This is a genomic window from Agrobacterium sp. CFBP2214 (assembly GCF_030209895.1).
Taxonomy (GTDB): domain Bacteria; phylum Pseudomonadota; class Alphaproteobacteria; order Rhizobiales; family Rhizobiaceae; genus Agrobacterium; species Agrobacterium radiobacter.
Window position 1 is genome coordinate 66238 of the sequence record NZ_JARVRC010000006.1, and the last position, 16953, is coordinate 83190.

Genomic DNA, 16953 nt, shown 5'->3' on the forward strand with positions numbered 1-16953 from the left:
TTTCACCAAGGAGCAAGAAAATGACCATCAACACCGTTGTATGGGGCGAAAATATCCACGAACACATCAACGAGACGGTGCGTTCGATCTACCCTGATGGTATGCACAACACCATCGCCGATGCGCTGAATACCAACCCTGAGATCAGCGCCACCACCGCCACGCTTCAGGAACCGGAACACGGCCTTTCGCAGGAGCGTCTGGACAAGACCGACGTTCTGGTCTGGTGGGGCCACAAGGACCACGGTGCGGTTCAGGATGAAATCGTCGAGCGCGTCGCCAAGCGCGTCTGGGAAGGCATGGGCCTCATCGTCCTGCATTCCGGCCACTTCTCCAAGCCGTTCAAGCGGCTGATGGGCACGCCGTGTGCGCTGAAATGGCGTGAGGCGGGCGAACGCGAGCGTCTGTGGACGATCAATCCGCGCCATCCGATTGCAGCCGGCCTGCCTGAGCATTTCGAGCTGGAGAACGAAGAAATGTATGGCGAGCAGTTCTCCGTGCCGGAACCTCTGGAAACCGTGTTCATCTCCTGGTTCCAGGGCGGTGAAGTTTTTCGTTCAGGCCTCACCTGGCGCCGTGGCGCAGGCAACATCTTCTATTTCCGCCCCGGTCACGAGACTTATCCGACCTATCACGACGCCAATGTACAGAAGGTCATCAGCAATTCGGTGAAATGGGCCTATAATCCGGTCGGCGCACTGAAAAGCATTCATGACGCCCCTAACGTTCCCGTCGACAAGGCGCTGGAGCCTATCGAAGAACGCGGCCCCAAGCTGCACAAGGCAGGCGAAGCAGGTTACAGGTAAACAGCCATGAGACTTCTCATTCTCGGAACCGGCGGCATGGCCAACAACCATGCCACATATTTCTCGCAAATCCCCGGCGTCGAACTGGTGGCTGCGGTGGATGTGGACGATGTGGTGGTGCGGGGCTTTGCGCTTCGCCACAACATTCCACTCTCCTTTACCTCGCTGGATGACGCGATTGCCTGGGGCGAGTTCGACGCGGCGGCAAACGTCACGCCGGATGCCATCCACCACCCGACCAGCCTCAAGCTTCTGGCGGCGGGCAAACATGTTTTCTGCGAAAAGCCGCTGGCGGAAAACTACGCCAAGGCCGCCGAAATGGCCGATGCCGCAGAAAAAGCGGGCCTCGTCGCCATGGTCAACCTCACCTATCGCAACGTCGCCCCCTTGCAGGCGGCACGCGAAATGGTGCTGGCGGGCAAGATCGGCAAGGTGCGCCATCTCGAAGCTTCCTATCTCCAGAGCTGGCTCGTTTCCAAGGCCTGGGGCGACTGGATGACGGAGAGCAAGTGGCTGTGGCGGCTTTCTACCAAGCACGGCTCCAACGGCGTGCTGGGCGATGTCGGCATCCACATTCTCGACTTTGCCTCCTATGGCGCGGGCAGCGATGTGGAGCGCATCTTCACGCGGCTGAAGACCTTCGACAAATATGAGGGCAACAAGATCGGCGTCTACGATCTCGACGCCAATGACAGCTTCACCATGACCGCCGAGCTTGAGAACGGCGCCATGGGCGTCATCCACGCCAGCCGCTGGGCGACGGGCCACCTCAACGAACTCCGCCTGCGCATCCATGGCGACAAGGGCGCGCTCGAAGTCATCCACACGCCCGACTATTCCAGCCTGCGAGCCTGCATCGGCGAGGATGTGGAGAAGGCGATCTGGAAGACCATCGATGTCAACCCGGTGCCGACGAATTACGAAAAATTCGCCAAGGCCGTCATGGAAGGCGGCCCCGCCGATCCGGATTTCCGTCATGCGGCCAATCTGCAGAAGGTACTCGATCTGTCGATCATCGCGGATCGGGAGAGGCGCGAACTGGCCGTTTCGGCCTGATGTGAAAGACAATATGCGGCACGACGTTGCCGCGTATTTCTTCTCCCCGCCGGGGAGAAGGTGGCCCGAAGGGTCGGATGAGGGGGTAAGCTCTCCGAATACTGCTGCCCTTGCCCCCTCATCCCGCTGCCGCGACCTTCTCCCCGGCGGGGAGAAGAAACAAGTGGCACCCGCTCGCTCAATCCGCTATGCGCTTTCTCAAAGACGCGGACTACGACGTGGAATTTCATTCCCGCACAATCTACACGCCGCGCTTATTCCCCCACAACAGCACATGCAGCTGCGGCAGCACGCGAGCGGAGAACCAGCGGTCTTCGCTGACCTTCTCCACCAGCCACAACATCCGGTCCATGACCCCATCGATATCCACACGCGCGTCGTCATCATCGGGCGGCGGCGGGGTGTGGTTTCCGGGCTGGAGGTAAACCGGCAGACGCGGCAAGCGAGCTGATGCCGCCTTGGCATAGGCATAATCCGCATCATCGAAAACCACGATCTTCAGCGCCACCTGCGGTCCATCGGCGGCGGCGGCAAGACAGTTCTCGAATGCCTGCCAGTCCGTTTCCATGCCGCTCGATGGCGGCTTGGGGCTGAGCACCAGATGGTCGAGATCGGCAAACCAGTCTTTCGCGATGCTGCCCTGCGTTTCCAGTGCGAAACGATACCCCTCGCCCTGCCCCATCGCGATCAAGGCCCCGAGCGGCTGGATGGCAGGGTTGCCGCCGGAGAGCGACACCGTCAAAGGCACGTCGCCGGAAAGCCGTCGCACCTCCTGCCAGATCGCCTCGACGGACATCGGTTTCCATGTGTCGCGATATTCGCTATCGACGGCATGCAGCGTATCGCACCAGGAACAGCGGTAATCGCAGCCGCCGGTGCGCACGAATACGGTCGGCAGGCCAATCAGCGGCCCCTCGCCCTGAATGGTCGGGCCGAAGATTTCGCTGATGCGGATCGCCGTTTCCTTCGCTGCAACCTTCTGTGCAGCCGCCGTCATGGCCGGTATTCCGCCCATGTCTTGGCGGTTTCGCTGACCCGCACGGCGCTGGTTTCCGGCAGGCTTATCTTGCACCAATCGTAAAAATGCTTGGCCAGACATTCCGCAGTCACCCGGTCATGGCCGAGAACGTCGTTCAAATGGCGATGGTCGAAATGATCGTCGATATAGTGCTTCAGCGGCGCCAACTCATGATAATCACGCACGAAACCGTGCTCGTTCAGCTCTTCGCCTGATAGTTCGACCTCGACGATGTAATTATGCCCGTGCAGACGGCTGCACTGGTGATCGGCGGGCAGGCTTTTCAGCTGGTGCGAGGCGGAGAAATGAAACTCCTTGGTGATGCGGAACATCAGCGTACCTCCTGCGCCGCATAGGCATGGGTCGCCGCCACCCAGAAATCGGGGTCCTCATAATCGGTCGGATCGGTGACGCCAGCCAGATGAAACGCCTCGCGCCGCTCCACGCAGGTGCCGCAACGGCCGCAATGACGCAAGCCGCCCTTGTAACAGGACCATGTTTCCCCAAATGGCGTGCCGTATTTCACGCCGTCGGTCACGATCGCGGCCTTGGAGACCGTCACATAGGGCGCGAAAAGCTTGACATCAGCATAACCTTCCAGCGCATGCGCCTGCATGGCGTTGAAGCTGTCGATGAAGCCCGGCCGGCAATCGGGGTAGATGAAATGGTCGCCGCCATGTACGGCGATTGCCACCGCATCCGCCTGCTGGGCGGCGGCAAGACCGAAGGCGATGGTGAGCATGATGGCGTTGCGGTTCGGCACCACGGTGGAGCGCATGGTCTCCTCCGCATAATGCCCGTCCGGCACCGCAATGTCGTCCGTCAGCGCCGAGCCGGTGAGATGCGCGCCGATGGTTCTGATGTCGATGACATGATGCGGCACGCCGAGACGCCTTGCGCAATCGGCGGCGAAATCCAGTTCCTTCTTGTGGCGCTGGCCGTAATCGAAGGAGACGAGAGCGAGAAGTTCATGTTCCGCCGCGATTTTATGCGCAAGCGAAACGGAGTCCAATCCGCCGGAGCAGATGACGATGGTTTTCATAATTTAGGATCCCTTGTTTTGACCGGGTGGGCTGCGACCGGATACGGCGCGGCTTTAAACCAAAGCGAAGGGATTGTGAAGAGCTTACGATAATAGCGCCGCCGCGCCGTTGCCGCTGAAACAAAAAAAGCGGCGAAGTCGCCTCCGCCGCCTGTTTGATCGCTCGTCACATCAACGCAGCAGCGCCTGCGCCTCCTCGATGCCGAGCGCTGCCGGCTGGGTGCAGGTCGTGGTCATCTCGATGAAGCGGCCTTCTTCCCCGGATTTGAGGATGGAGGTCATCACATCGATGCCATGCAGGGAACGATCCAGCGAGCAGCGGGCGTCACGGCCTTCAAGGATAGCAATCGCCATGTCGGCCAGGCCCGCAGTGCGATAATTGGCGCGCGGGCCATTCGGGCTTTCCTGGTTGGCAATGCCGAAGGGATGCGCCCAGTCTTCAAGCGGCTGGATATTCTTATCGCGCCCGCTCGCTTCCACCACGCCACCGAAGAAGTTGGGGTCCGGCACGTAGATAGAGCCTTCCGTGCCGTAAAGCTCCATATTGGCGTGGCGATGCGACCACACGTCCCAGCTCGCCGAAAGCGTGATCGTCGCACCGTTCACAAATTCCAGCAGCGCATGGATATTGGTTGGCGTTTCAACCGGGATGATCTCACCGTTCAGCGGCTGGCTGGTTACCGTGCGGGTGGGGTTGGCCATTGACGTCAGGGCGCCAACACGCTTGACCGGCCCGATGAGGTTGATGAGATTGGCAACGTAATAAGGGCCGAGATCGAGGATCGGCCCGCCGCCCTTCAGGAAGAAGAAGCCCGGATTGGGGTGCCACATCTCCATGCCGGGGCTCATCACATGGCAGGTGCCTGACGTGATGCGCCCGACCTTGCCCTCGTCGATATATTGCCGGGCAAGCTGATGTGCGCCGCCGAGGAACGTATCCGGCGCGCAACCAACGGAGAGGTTCTTCTCCCGCGCGATGCGGCGCAGTTCTTCCCCCTCTTCCAGCGAGAGCACCAGCGGCTTTTCCGAATAGACGTGCTTGCCCGTCTCAAGTGCCGCCTTCGACACCGGAAAATGCGCGGCGGGAATGGTGAGGTTCACCACCACGTCGATGTCCTTGTTGGCGAGCAGTTCCTCGATGGACTGCGCGACAACGCCAAATTCTTCCGCCCTCAGTTCCGCCGCATTGCGGTTGAGATCAGCGCAGGCAAGCACCTTGATGCCCTTGAAGAGCGGCGCCAACGAGAAATAAGCAGACGAGATATTGCCGCATCCGATGATGCCGACGCCAAGATCTCTGGCCATGATGAAACTCCGAAAAATTGAAACTCAATAGGTTTTGAACGATGCGATCGAGCGGGTGATGAGCCGGTCGATGTCTTTCGGGTTGTCGTGCTCGACCACGAAATGTTTCGTGGCGGATTTCGCCTTCAACGCAGCAACGAGGCCCTTCCAGTCCACTGTACCATGGCCGACATCGGCCCAGCCATCCTCATCCGCATTCTCTCCCGCAGGCGCGATATCCTTGACATGCACGGCGGTGATGCGCTTGCCGTAGCTTTCGATCCATGCGAGCGGATCGGCATTGCCTCTGATAATCCAGGCTATATCCGCTTCCCATTTCAGGTCCGGGCCGCCGGCAAAAATCTGCTCCTGCGGCGTCGAGCCATCGTCAAGCGTCTTGAACTCGAAATCGTGGTTATGCCAGCCGAAGATCAGCCCGGCATCCACGAAGGGCTTTCCGGCTTCCTGCAGGCGCTTGCCGAAGGCGAACCAGCCTGCAGCATCTGTCGGGCGCTGGTCAGGCATCAGGTAAGGGCAATAGATCGCCTCCACGCCCAGAACTCTCGCGATGTTCAGCGCCTTTTTTGGATCGCCCTCAAGAAGATCGAGACCGAAATGGCCAGTTGGCATGGTCAGGCCGTTGGCATCGAGTTCGGCGCGCAGACCTTTCAGACCAGCTTCATCCAGCGACGCATACATCGCGCCGTAGCCTTCGACATGTTTATAACCCGCCGCCGAAAGCTTTTTCAGAATATCGGAAAAAGGCTGAAAATTGCGGGCGCTGTAAAGCTGGAAACCGAGTTCTGTCATTGTCTCCTCCATAGAGATCTGGGTCTTTGGACTGTGTGGGGGGAAAATCGAAGCTGTTCTAGAGCCGTTCCTCGCTTTGCGCGTCGAAAAGCGAGGCCATCGTCATGTCGAGGCCGAGGCGCACCTTGGTGCCCGGTGAAAACCGTCTGTGGCCGCCGACACGCACGGACATGGTATGCCCGGCATGTTTCAGCCAGATCAGATTGTCGGCGCCCATCGGCTCCTCGATATCGACGATCGCCTCGTGCACCTCACCGCCAACAATATCGGCATCGACGCGCACATGTTCCGGGCGGACACCCAGAACCACGGCACGGCCGGCGGCAAGCGGCGTCTCCGGATGATAACCGTCCAGCGCGAAAGTCACGCCATTGGTGGTGAAGACCACCTTGCCGTCCTTTTCGATCAACTCGCCGCGCAGGAAATTCATCGAGGGCGAGCCGATGAAGCCGGCGACGAAGAGGTTCCGCGGTTTGTTATAGATGGTGACGGGATCGGCCAGCTGCTGGATGACACCGCTTTTCATGATGGCGATGCGATCCGCCAGCGTCAGCGCCTCGATCTGGTCGTGCGTCACATAGATCATGGTGTTTTTCAGCGACTGGTGCAGCCGCTTGATTTCGACGCGCAGTTCCGAGCGCAGCTTGGCGTCGAGGTTGGAGAGCGGTTCATCGAACAGGAAGACATCCACATCCCGCACCAGCGCCCGGCCGATCGCCACGCGCTGACGCTGGCCGCCGGACAGTTCGGCAGGCTTGCGTTTCAGCAGCGGCTCGATCTGCAAGATGCCCGCCGCCCGTTTCACGCGCCGGTCGATTTCCTCTTTCGGCACCTTTGCGACCTGAAGGCCGAAGGACAGGTTTTTCTCCACCGTCATCTGCGGATAAAGCGCATAGGACTGGAACACCATGCCGATGCCGCGATCCTTCGGTTCCTCCCAGGTGACGTTGCGGTCCTTGATGAATATCTGCCCGTCGGTCGGTTCCAGAAGGCCGGCAATGCAGTTGAGAAGGGTCGACTTGCCGCAGCCGGACGAGCCGAGCAGCACGAGGAATTCGCCGTCGTAAATATCGAGATTGAGGTCTTTCAGCACGGTGACGGCACCGAAGGACAGGGAAAGATCGCGAATGGAAACGCTTTTGTTCATATAACTCAACCTTTTACTGCGCCTGCAGCAATGCCGCGGACGAAAAGCCTGCCGGAGACGAAATAGACGATCAGCGGCACGGCCCCGGTCAGAAGGGTTGCGGCCATGTTGACGTTGTATTCCTTCACGCCCTGCACGGAGTTGACGATGTTATTGAGCTGCACGGTCATCGGATAATATTCCGGCCGCGTGAACACCACGCCGAACAGGAAGTCGTTCCAGATGCCGGTCACCTGCAGGATCATCGCCACAACGAAGATCGGCAGCGACATGGGCAGCATGATACGGAGATAGATCTGCCAGAAATTGGCGCCATCGATACGCGCCGCCTTGAACAACTCTTCCGGCAGCGAGGCGAAATAGTTGCGGAACAGCAGTGTCAGGATCGGCATGCCGAAGATGGTGTGAACGATGACGAGGCCGGTCAGCGTGCCATAGACGCCCATTTCGCGCAGCACGATAACGATCGGATAGATCATCACCTGATAGGGAATGAAGGCGCCGATGATGAGGATGGAGAAGAACAGCTCCGAACCCTTAAATTTCCAGTTCGCCATGGCGTAACCGCTGACGGAAGCGACGATGATCGAGATCACCACCGAAGGCACGAGAATGCGCACCGAGTTCCAGAATCCGCGCGAAAGCCCGTCGCAGTTCAATCCCGTGCAGGCATTGGCCCAGGCCTTCACCCAGGGCTCAAAGGTGATTTCCACCGGCGGCGCAAAGATGTTGCCCAGCCGGATTTCCGGCATGCCCTTCAGCGAGGTGACAACCATCACGTATAGCGGCAGCAGGTAATAGGCGGCGGCAACGAACAGCGTGCCGTAAAGAATGATGTTGCGGCGGGAAAAGGTTTTCCTTGGCTTCTTGCCGCGCGGGCCGGAAAGGTCCTGGGCAACCGCATCGGTTGCGGCGGCGACCGTGTTCAGTGTGCTGATATTAGCCACGCTTCTTGCCTCCGAATTCGAGGTAGGCCCATGGGATGACGATGATGGCGACGGTCAGAAGCATCATGGTCGAGGCGGCGAAGCCCTGCCCCAGGTTCTGCGCCTGAAACATGTAGTCATAGACATATTTCGCCGGCACTTCGGAGGCGATGCCCGGCCCACCGCTGGTCTGCGCCACCACCAGATCGTAAACCTTGACGATGCCGCTGGCGATGATGACGAGCGTGGTGATGAAGACGGGCCGCATCATGGGAATGATGATGAGAATATAGGTCTTCCACATCGGAATGCCGTCGACGCGTGCAGCTTTCCAGATATCCTCATCGATACCGCGAAGACCGGCGAGCATCAGGCACATGACGAGCCCCGTGCCCTGCCAGAGCGCTGCAATCAAGATGCCGTAAATGACGATCTGGGAATTATAGAGCGGATCGAAGGTGAAGCTTTCCCAACCCATCGAGCGGACCACGGACTGGATGCCGAATTCCGGGTTCAACAGCCATTGCCAGACGAGGCCGGTAACGATGAAGGACAAGGCGAAGGGATAAAGAAATATCGTGCGGAAGGTGTTTTCAAACCGGATTTTCTGGTCCATCAGCGCCGCCAGCACGAAGCCGATGACGAGGCTGAAGATCAGCGACAGCACGCCGTATATCGCGAGATTCTGGATGGACACGATCCAGCGCGGCGCGGCCCACAGCCGCTCATATTGGTCAAAACCGATGAAGCTTGCCCGCGGCAGAAGCTTGGAATTGGTGAAGGAATAAATCACCGTCCAGATCGTTCCGCCAAGGAAAATCACCATGGCGGTTAGGATCATGGGAATGGAGGCAATCTTGGAATTGAGATTGCGGAAAAGCTGGTTGGGACGCCCTGAGCGCGTTTGACCTGCCATGTTACCTCCTCCTGTAACGTTACAGTCAACGACCGAGCAAAAAGCCCCGCCGCGTGAAACCCCGACCAGTGCCAACTGTTCTGGCGCAAGCCGGACGTTGGAAAGGGGAGCAGCGAACCGCTCCCCGATCCGGAGAGATCACAATCAGTCAGCCGAACCGATAATGTCCGCGAAGCGCTTCTGCCCGTCTTCTGCCGACATCGAGCCCGCGAAGAACTCCGCCATCAGGTCTTCCTTCTGTTTCTGCGTATCGGCAGAAATCAGCTGGTCGGTGCTGGTCAGCGCATTGCCCTTGGCCAGAATTGCCAGACCCTTTTTCATGCAGTCATTGGCTGCATTGAGGTCGACGTCGCCGCGGATCGGCAGCGAGCCTTTTTTCAGGTTAAAGGCAACCTGCGTTTTCGGATCAACAATGGTTGCGGCAAGAACGTCCTGCGCCTTGGTTTTCGCCTCGTCCTTCAAAACCGGGAAATAAAAGGCGTCGCCACCCGTGGTGAGGTATTCACTGAGGCCCAGACCGGGAAGGCAGGAATAGTCCGTGCCGGCTTTCTGATTGGCAAGCTGGAATTCGCCCTGCGCCCAGTCGCCCATGATCTGGCCGCCGGCCTTGCCCGTTATCACCATATTCGTGGCCTGATTCCAGTCCTGAACATTGGTGCCCTTGGCCATGTCGCGCGCCTCGACGGCAGCCGCGAAAATCTTGGCCATCTCAGGCCCGGCTGCCGCTTCGGCATCCTTGTCGCCATAGACCTTCTGATAAAGGTCCTTGCCGCCAATCGAAAGCGTCAGCGTGTCGAACAGGCCGTTCGCCTGCCATGCCTGGCCGCCAAGCGCGAGCGGCTGGATGCCCGCCTTTTTCAGCGCCGGTGCGGCTGCGACGAATTCCGTCCAGTTCTTCGGAACCTCTACGCCCGCCTTTTTGAAGGCCGCATTGGAAAGCCACAGCCATTGCCAGGAATGGATATTGACCGGCGCGCAATAGATCTTGCCGTCGATGGTGCAGCTGTCGAGCAGGCTTGCCGGCTTGATCACATCTTTCCAGTTACCCTTTGCGGCAACATCGGAAAGATCGCGCATCAGGCCTGCCTGGACAAGCTCTTCCGCCTGCCGGCCGTGGTTGAACTGGGTGGCACCCATCGGGTCGCCACCGGTGATGCGGCTGATCATGATCGGCCGGGCCGTGCCGCCCGAACCGGCAATCGCGCCGTCCACCCATTTATTGCCGGTCGCGTCGAAAGCCTTGGCCAGTTCGGCGACGGCAGCGGCTTCGCCGCCTGATGTCCACCAATGGGTCACCTCAAGATCGGTGGCCCCGGCAATACCCGCCGGAATCATGACGCTGGCCAGAAAAGCCGCAGAAATAACACGCATTCGCATGAGTCTCCTCCCTCACTGAAACGTTGCAGTTGGAACGTATGCGAAGATTTTTGATTAGGCAACCGCCTAAAATACGAATCTCGCCACCACCGTCAGGAGGCATTTCGAACGGGCAGTAAATATGCCGAACAGCCAAGCGACGCAGGGGATTGGACCGCGTAATCCAAACGCAATGCCGGTCATTTACAGACCTCATGGTGAGGAAAACAGGCGAAAGAGACCATGAAACGCTGGCATATTCTTTTGATCATCGGACTGACCGGTGTCGCATCGCTTTTACTGGCAACGTTTGAGCAGCTTATACCGGGGCAGCAAGCTTCATTGGCTATGCGCCTGCTGATCCTCGTCCAGCCGGCAATCCTGACCGTTACAGCGGTGGCAACCGGTCAGGCTCTTGCCGCGAAACTCGGGCTTGGCGCCCCGTTGATCGATAGCTGGTTGCAGGGTGACAATACGCGCGCAGTGCTGCGAAGACAGTTGCCGCCTGCGCTTGCGGCGGGCATTGCCGTCGCCGTGTTGATGATCATCTATTCGTCGGTGATCCTGCCCATGATCACGGATGCGGCAACCCTGGCAAAAATGACCAGATTTGACGTCCCGCTGGCGACCCGGATTTTATATGGCGGCATCACGGAAGAGCTGCTGACCCGGTGGGGCCTGATGTCGTTTTTCGCATGGGCCCTCTGGCGCATGACAGGAAGCGGGGAAATCCGATCATCTCTTGTATGGGCTGCCATCATAATCGCCGCAGCTCTCTTCGCCGCCGGCCATCTGCCGTTTCTGTTCACGATCGCCGCTCAGCCGCAACCGGCGCTCGTCCTTGCGGTGCTGCTCGGCAACTTTATTCCCGGCCTCATCTTCGGGTGGCTATTCTGGCGTCGGGGACTGGAAGCGGCGATACTGTCCCATGGCTTTGCCCATTGCGTGAACGCGCTGGCTGCCTGAACCAAAAAAGGCGAAGCGGACTTATGTCCACCTCGCCTTATGTTCCCTTTGCGTAGGCAGCGCCCCTATTGCCTCTTGTAATCATCCTCGATGCGGATGACATCGTCCTCGCCGATATAGGCCCCGGTCTGGATTTCGACCAGTTCGAGTGGAATCTGCCCCTCATTTGCCAGCCGGTGCGGCTGGCCGATCGGGATATAAACCGACTGGTTTTCCGTCAGCAGCCGGATTTCCTCGCCGATCGTGACAGTCGCGGTTCCCTTCACGACGATCCAGTGTTCCGAGCGGTGATAATGTTTCTGGAACGAAATGCGGTGGCCGGGATCGACCGTGATGTGGCCCACCCGGTAACGCTCGTCCACATACATGTGTTCGATATAACCCCAGGGGCGATAGACGCGCTTGTGGGTCTGCGTCTGTGGCGCGTGCTCGCTGTCCTTCAGCTTTTCCACCAGACCCTTCACATCCTGCACCCGGTTTTTCGGCACCACCAGAACCGCATCCTTGGTGGCCACCACCACCATGTCCTTCGCGCCCACCACCGTCGTCAGCAATTGCGTGGAGTGGATGAGGCAGCCTTCGGAATCGATGAAGACGCCGTTACCTTCCAGTGCGTTGTCGTTGCCGCGCTTGTCGGCAATCTCCCAGATCGCATCCCAGCTGCCGATATCCGACCAGCGGAAATGGCCGTGCACCACCGCCATACGCTTGGTCTTCTCGATCACCGCATAGTCGATGGAGTTTTTCGGGGAAGCCTCGAAGCTTTCCTGATGCAGGCGCACGAAACCGAGGTCGCTTTCATATTGCTCGACGGCCTGCGTCACCGCGGCAAGGATCTCAGGCGCGAAGGCCTTCAGTTCGGCGATCATCACATCGGAACGGAACAGGAAGTTACCGGAGTTCCAGAGATAACCTTTTTCCAAGTAGGAGATCGCCGTCTTCACATCCGGTTTCTCGACAAAAGCATCGACGGTGCTGAGGTCTTCCTCGCCGTCGATCGCCTCGCCCGGTTTGATATAACCGTAGGAGGTACGCGGCTCGGTCGGCACGAGGCCGAAGACGACGATATTGCCCTGATCGGCGGCTTTTGCGCCGAGCTTCACGGCATCGGAAAACTTTTGGGCATCGAGCACCACATGGTCGGCGGCAAGCGCCAGCACCAGGCATCCGGGCTCGCGGCGCTCGGCCAGCACGGCGGCGGCGGCCATCGCGGCGGCGCTGTCGCGGCGGGCGGGCTCAAGCACCACCGTTGCCGGCAGATCGATCTCTTCCGCCTGGCGCCGAGCGAAGAAACGGAAATCCTCGTTGGTGATCACAAGCGGTTCGGCATAAAGGCTCTTGTCGCCCACCCGCTGCAGCGTCTGCTGATAGGTCGAAAGATTGCCGACCAGCGGCTGGAACTGCTTGGGCAACTGATCGCGCGATACCGGCCAAAGCCGGGAACCAGCACCGCCGGCAAGAAGAACCGGCGTGATCTTTCGAGATTGTTCCTTCACAACAAAACCTTTCCAACTCTAAAAATTTCCCGGCGCGCCGGACAATATACATATTTCGAAATGCCGCCATCATCGGTTCACGGGCGGATAAGCGCAAGCTCATAAATTCGCCTTGTGAAAGCTTGGTGAACGGCGGGAGTGTTTGCCGGCAGGACCGTTTTCCTAACGCAAGGGAGGGTGCAAGGTTCCGCACGGAATGGCCTCGCACTCCGGCCAGGGGCAAAGAAAAACCCCGGGGACCATGCCCCGGGGTTCCTTTTTCAGAGTGATAAACCGCCAAGATCAATCCGGCAGCGCATAGGCGATCACATAGTCGCCGCGATCGGGCGACTGGCGCGCACCACCGGCCGAGATGACGACATATTGCTTGCCGGTCTTCGGAGACTTGTAGCTCATCGGACCGCCCTGGCTGCCGACCGGAAGGCGGGTCTTCCAGACTTCCTTGCCGGTCGCCGTATCGAAGGCGCGCAGATAATAATCCTGCGTGCCGGCGATGAAGACGAGACCGCCCTGTGTGGCAAGCGTGCCGCCAAGCGTCGGCATGCCGATCGGGATTGGCAGGCCCATCTTGATGCCGAGCGGCCCGGTATCCTCGACGGTACCAACAGGCACCTGCCACTTGATCTTCTGGGTCTTCATGTCGATCGCGGTCATCGTGCCATAGGGCGGAGCCTGGCAGGGAATGCCGAGAGCCGAAAGGAAACGGTTCTTGTCGACGGCATAGGGCGTACCCTTCATAGGCACGAGGCCCATGCCGGTATTGACGCTTTCGCCGCCGCTTGCCGTTGCCTTGCTGGGTGCGGCTTCCTTCATCTGAATCCAGAGGCCGAGGCGCATGTCATTGACGAAAATGGTGTTCGTCGTCGGGTCAGTCGAAAGACCGCCCCAGTTCATGCCGCCGAGCGAACCCGGGAATGACAGGGAGAGGTCCGTACCCGGCGCCGTATAAAGCCCCTCGTAGCGCATTCCCTTGAAGGCAATACGGCAAAGAAGCTGGTCAAACGGAGTGGCGCCCCACATATCCGCTTCCGTCAGGGTCTGCGCACCGATCTCGGGCATGCCGACCGAGCGCGGCTGTGTCGGCGCATAGGGTTCGTTCGGAATATTGGCGGGTTTGACCGGAACTTCTTCAACCTTCGTCAGCGGCTGGCCGGTCGCCCGGTCGAGAACATAGATCTGCGCCGCCTTGGTGCCGAAGACCAGTGCCGGAACAGTCGTTCCATCCGCTTTTGGGAAATCGATGAAGCTTGGCTGCATCGGCACGTCGAAGTCCCAGAGGTCGTTATGAACCGTCTGATAGACCCATTTTTCCCGGCCGGTAGTGGCATCGAGCGCCAGCATCGAAGCACCATATTTATGGTCGAGCGGCGTGCGCGTCGCGCCATACAAGTCCACCGAAGGGCTGCCGACCGGCATGAAGACGGTGTTCAGCTCCGGATCGTAGGACATGGATGCCCAGACGTTGGGTGTGGAACGCGTGTAGGTCTGTCCTTCGGGCGGCAGTCCGGTGATATCAGGGTTGCCGGGATCGAAGGCCCATCGAAGCGCACCCGTCACCACATCGAAACCGCGCATCACGCCACCGGGCATGTCCACCTGCACATTGTCGGCGATACGACCGCCGACAACGACGGTCGTTCCCGCCAGTGTGGGCGCGGAGGTCAGCACATATTGTGGGTCCGGCGCATTGCCGAGACCGATCTTCAGATCGACACGGCCATTGGTGCCAAAATCCGGGCAGAACGCGCCGGTGTCGGCATCAAGCGCAATCAGTTCCGCATTGATGGTGTTCATCAGAATACGGCGCTGGCAAAGCGCGCCTTCGGCAACCACCGCCGGCGTGACAGGCGTTGAGCCCGGTGCGGTCGGCTGCTTCAGCGGCGCCTTGGCATCGAAATAGGCAAGACCGCGGCAGCGCATCCAGACGGAGGATTTCGCGTTGATTTCCGTCTTCCATTTCTCAGCGCCGGTATCGGCATCGAGAGCGATGACATTGTTGTGCGGCGTGCAAAGGAACACGGTGTCGCCAACCTGCAGCGGCGTTTCCTGATCTTCCGCACCATTCGCGCCGGGGCTGATCGGGGTGTCGCCGGTATGGTAAGTCCATGCGACTTCGAGGTTCTTGACGTTGTCACGGGTGATTTCGTCGAGCGCGACAAAGCGGCTGCCGCCGGACGTATTGCCGTAATGCTCCCAGTTCTTCTGCTCGGTTTCCGGGGTTACCGGCGTCAGCGCGGCCGCCTCACCATTGAAGGCGACGGTCGGATGCGGCACGAACATGCCGGCAAAACCTGCACCGGAAGCGATGGCGAGAATGGCGGCAATGGCAAAGGAAGTGCCATATGCCGGGGCCTTGCCTGCCGCACGGCGCAAAAGCGGATAGGAGAGCGCAACGACCGTGGCGCCGACACCTATCGCCAGAAGGCGGGAAATGAGCGGCCAGAAGTGCAATCCGGCTTCCCACACCGCCCAGGCGCCGGTGAGGACGACGACAAGGCCGAAGAGAAGCGCGCCGGCAGGCTTGCGCAACAGGATGAGCAGGCCGGAGACGATCAACGCGATGCCCGCCGCAATGAAGTAAAGGCTGCCGCCGAGGGCCGCGAGCTGGCCGCCGCCAATGGCGAAGAACAGGCCTGCGGCAATGATGACCGCGCCGAGCACCAACAGCCATAATCTGGCTGGGAGCGATAGTGAAGTTGCTGGATTACCCATGAAAGAATGTCCGGTTAGAAGAGCCGCCAAAAAAGGCTGAAGCCCGATGATCGTTCAGTGTCCGGCAAAGCCGGGACAGTTCGCGGCCATTGCGGCCAGGCGAAGATGCGCCGGAGGCGGCGCGGCTGAACGGGGAACAATGGTGGGGAAGACTTCCGTCGTGACTGTCATTTTGACCCATTCACTGCAGGTAACCGCCGGCCCCATGGACGGCGGACAAGTTGCTTGAACAAATCCTCCCCGGTTCGTATCGCCAATGCCCGCATAAGCGGCAAAGACGACCGAAACACTGGCTGCGGTATAACGTCGCCTGCGACAAGATGACAATGCGCAAGACGGGCAATTTTGATAAGCTATACTTATACCACACCAAGCCCGACAACACAAAGACCTGTCCGCCGATGGATATTCGCCAACTCACAATATTCGTGGAAGCCGCAAGGGCCAGAAACTTTCGCGCCGCCGCCCTGCAGCTCGGCATCGCCCAGCCTGCCGTGACCCAGCGTATCCGGCAGCTGGAGGAAAATCTGGGCTTCAAGCTCTTTCACCGCATCAATCGAGGTGTGGAACTCACGCCTGCCGGCCAATCCATGCTCATCGAGGCGGAAGAAATCCTTGCCCGCACCAAAGGCGCGCTGGAAAAGGCGCAGCAGATCAGGCGCGGCCAGCTCGGCACGCTGCGCATCGGCTACGGCACCAGTGTCATGGCGGAACGCAAACTGCCGGCGCTGATTACCCGCTATGGCGACGAACACCCTGATGTGACGCTTGAACTGTTGCCCGGCATGACGATGGAGCAGCTGATCGAGCAGGTGGCGACCCGCAAGACCGATGTTGCCTTCATTCGCGCGCCCCTTCCCTCGCTGCCGCAGACCTTGCGCGCCATGCCCTTCGATCGTTCGAAACTTTGCGTCGCCTTGCCGGAACGGCACGCACTCGCCAACCGCTCGCGGATTTCGGTCGGCGATATCGTGCGCGAAAAACTGCTGTTGCCGGTTGACGAGATTGGCCTTGGCCTCAGCAGCAGCGCGCTTTCGCTTTTCGAGGATGCCGGCTGCACGCCGGAAATCGGCATGCGTATCGCCAACGTCAATACGATCCTCGCGCTCGTGGAGGCGGGTGCGGGCATTTCCATCCTGCCGGAAACCACCGTGCGTTCCGCAAGGGGCATTGCCGGCGTGCCACTGGAGAGCGCGGATGCGTGGTCCGATTGTGTGCTGGTCGTCAGGCGCGGCGCCCTCGCCCTGCATGTCGAAGCCTTCGTGAACATGGCCCGTCATGCCTATCGGCCAAGCCTCTGACACGAAAGAAAGGAATTAATCGATTGAATCGGCCACAAATTTCATCACGCTTAAATTTGCTGCACTGAACAACATTCAAGGCTTGGCAGGCGCGCGAAAAATACAATAACAACGGCG

15 protein-coding genes are annotated in these 16953 nt (G+C 59.6%); 4 read left to right on the top strand and 11 right to left on the bottom strand.

What is annotated here, in order from left to right; genetic code table 11:
* Window positions 1-20: 20 nt before the first annotated feature.
* Entirely contained in the window at window positions 21-806 is a 786-nt protein-coding gene (locus QRN60_RS16040) for a ThuA domain-containing protein (protein ID WP_003510932.1), read from the top strand.
* Between the two features lie 6 nt (window positions 807-812).
* Window positions 813-1862, top strand: coding sequence for a Gfo/Idh/MocA family protein (locus QRN60_RS16045; RefSeq protein ID WP_111818026.1), 1050 nt, complete (start codon window positions 813-815; stop codon window positions 1860-1862).
* Window positions 1863-2103: 241 nt separating this feature from the next.
* Here QRN60_RS16045 and queE read toward each other — a convergent pair whose 3' ends face one another.
* From queE to QRN60_RS16090, 9 genes are all read right to left on the bottom strand, one after another.
* Complete coding sequence (gene queE, locus QRN60_RS16050) at window positions 2104-2859, bottom strand: 7-carboxy-7-deazaguanine synthase QueE (RefSeq protein WP_284765830.1); 756 nt, start codon at window positions 2857-2859, stop codon at window positions 2104-2106.
* Window positions 2856-3212: a 6-carboxytetrahydropterin synthase QueD gene (gene queD, locus QRN60_RS16055; RefSeq protein WP_111818027.1), complete on the bottom strand. Its 357-nt coding sequence runs from the start codon at window positions 3210-3212 to the stop codon at window positions 2856-2858. Before queD ends, queE begins: the two co-directional genes overlap by 4 nt.
* Complete coding sequence (gene queC / locus QRN60_RS16060) at window positions 3212-3922, bottom strand: 7-cyano-7-deazaguanine synthase QueC (RefSeq protein ID WP_020811971.1); 711 nt, start codon at window positions 3920-3922, stop codon at window positions 3212-3214. Before queC ends, queD begins: the two co-directional genes overlap by 1 nt.
* A gap of 171 nt (window positions 3923-4093) precedes the next feature.
* Window positions 4094-5227 (bottom strand): Gfo/Idh/MocA family protein, encoded by a 1134-nt coding sequence (locus QRN60_RS16065; protein ID WP_111818788.1) that lies wholly within the window; start codon window positions 5225-5227, stop codon window positions 4094-4096.
* Between the two features lie 24 nt (window positions 5228-5251).
* The gene (locus QRN60_RS16070) at window positions 5252-6016 is read right to left on the bottom strand and encodes a sugar phosphate isomerase/epimerase family protein (RefSeq protein WP_003506296.1); all 765 of its coding nucleotides are present in this window, start codon (window positions 6014-6016) and stop codon (window positions 5252-5254) included.
* Between the two features lie 58 nt (window positions 6017-6074).
* A complete protein-coding gene (locus QRN60_RS16075; protein ID WP_003506294.1) occupies window positions 6075-7163 on the bottom strand; it encodes an ABC transporter ATP-binding protein in 1089 nt (362 codons plus the stop codon).
* A gap of 5 nt (window positions 7164-7168) precedes the next feature.
* The gene (locus tag QRN60_RS16080) at window positions 7169-8110 is read right to left on the bottom strand and encodes a carbohydrate ABC transporter permease (RefSeq protein ID WP_080864875.1); all 942 of its coding nucleotides are present in this window, start codon (window positions 8108-8110) and stop codon (window positions 7169-7171) included.
* Window positions 8103-9005, bottom strand: a complete 903-nt coding sequence (locus QRN60_RS16085; protein ID WP_003506291.1) for a carbohydrate ABC transporter permease — start codon at window positions 9003-9005, stop codon at window positions 8103-8105. Before QRN60_RS16085 ends, QRN60_RS16080 begins: the two co-directional genes overlap by 8 nt.
* A gap of 144 nt (window positions 9006-9149) precedes the next feature.
* Window positions 9150-10382 (bottom strand): ABC transporter substrate-binding protein, encoded by a 1233-nt coding sequence (locus QRN60_RS16090; RefSeq protein WP_003506290.1) that lies wholly within the window; start codon window positions 10380-10382, stop codon window positions 9150-9152.
* A gap of 222 nt (window positions 10383-10604) precedes the next feature.
* Here QRN60_RS16090 and QRN60_RS16095 point away from each other — a divergent pair, with 222 nt between their 5' ends.
* Complete coding sequence (locus QRN60_RS16095) at window positions 10605-11327, top strand: CPBP family glutamic-type intramembrane protease (RefSeq protein ID WP_111817895.1); 723 nt, start codon at window positions 10605-10607, stop codon at window positions 11325-11327.
* Window positions 11328-11392: 65 nt separating this feature from the next.
* On the opposite strand, the gene QRN60_RS16100 is transcribed toward QRN60_RS16095, so the two are convergent.
* Window positions 11393-12823: a mannose-1-phosphate guanylyltransferase/mannose-6-phosphate isomerase gene (locus tag QRN60_RS16100; protein WP_080864872.1), complete on the bottom strand. Its 1431-nt coding sequence runs from the start codon at window positions 12821-12823 to the stop codon at window positions 11393-11395.
* 282 nt (window positions 12824-13105) lie between these two features.
* A complete protein-coding gene (locus tag QRN60_RS16105; RefSeq protein ID WP_111817681.1) occupies window positions 13106-15535 on the bottom strand; it encodes a glucose/quinate/shikimate family membrane-bound PQQ-dependent dehydrogenase in 2430 nt (809 codons plus the stop codon).
* A gap of 326 nt (window positions 15536-15861) precedes the next feature.
* Here QRN60_RS16105 and QRN60_RS16110 point away from each other — a divergent pair, with 326 nt between their 5' ends.
* Complete coding sequence (locus tag QRN60_RS16110) at window positions 15862-16836, top strand: LysR family transcriptional regulator (RefSeq protein WP_162686195.1); 975 nt, start codon at window positions 15862-15864, stop codon at window positions 16834-16836.
* Window positions 16837-16953 lie beyond the last annotated feature (117 nt).

What these genes read in the sequence shown, in the direction of transcription:
- QRN60_RS16040 (WP_003510932.1), top strand. Translation starts at nt 21, where the DNA reads ATGACCATCAACACCGTTGTATGGGGCGAAAATATCCACGAACACATC.
- QRN60_RS16045 (WP_111818026.1), top strand. Translation starts at nt 813, where the DNA reads ATGAGACTTCTCATTCTCGGAACCGGCGGCATGGCCAACAACCATGCC.
- queE (WP_284765830.1), bottom strand. Translation starts at nt 2,859, where the DNA reads ATGACGGCGGCTGCACAGAAGGTTGCAGCGAAGGAAACGGCGATCCGC.
- queD (WP_111818027.1), bottom strand. Translation starts at nt 3,212, where the DNA reads ATGTTCCGCATCACCAAGGAGTTTCATTTCTCCGCCTCGCACCAGCTG.
- queC (WP_020811971.1), bottom strand. Translation starts at nt 3,922, where the DNA reads ATGAAAACCATCGTCATCTGCTCCGGCGGATTGGACTCCGTTTCGCTT.
- QRN60_RS16065 (WP_111818788.1), bottom strand. Translation starts at nt 5,227, where the DNA reads ATGGCCAGAGATCTTGGCGTCGGCATCATCGGATGCGGCAATATCTCG.
- QRN60_RS16070 (WP_003506296.1), bottom strand. Translation starts at nt 6,016, where the DNA reads ATGACAGAACTCGGTTTCCAGCTTTACAGCGCCCGCAATTTTCAGCCT.
- QRN60_RS16075 (WP_003506294.1), bottom strand. Translation starts at nt 7,163, where the DNA reads ATGAACAAAAGCGTTTCCATTCGCGATCTTTCCCTGTCCTTCGGTGCC.
- QRN60_RS16085 (WP_003506291.1), bottom strand. Translation starts at nt 9,005, where the DNA reads ATGGCAGGTCAAACGCGCTCAGGGCGTCCCAACCAGCTTTTCCGCAAT.
- QRN60_RS16090 (WP_003506290.1), bottom strand. Translation starts at nt 10,382, where the DNA reads ATGCGAATGCGTGTTATTTCTGCGGCTTTTCTGGCCAGCGTCATGATT.
- QRN60_RS16095 (WP_111817895.1), top strand. Translation starts at nt 10,605, where the DNA reads ATGAAACGCTGGCATATTCTTTTGATCATCGGACTGACCGGTGTCGCA.
- QRN60_RS16105 (WP_111817681.1), bottom strand. Translation starts at nt 15,535, where the DNA reads ATGGGTAATCCAGCAACTTCACTATCGCTCCCAGCCAGATTATGGCTG.
- QRN60_RS16110 (WP_162686195.1), top strand. Translation starts at nt 15,862, where the DNA reads ATGCGCAAGACGGGCAATTTTGATAAGCTATACTTATACCACACCAAG.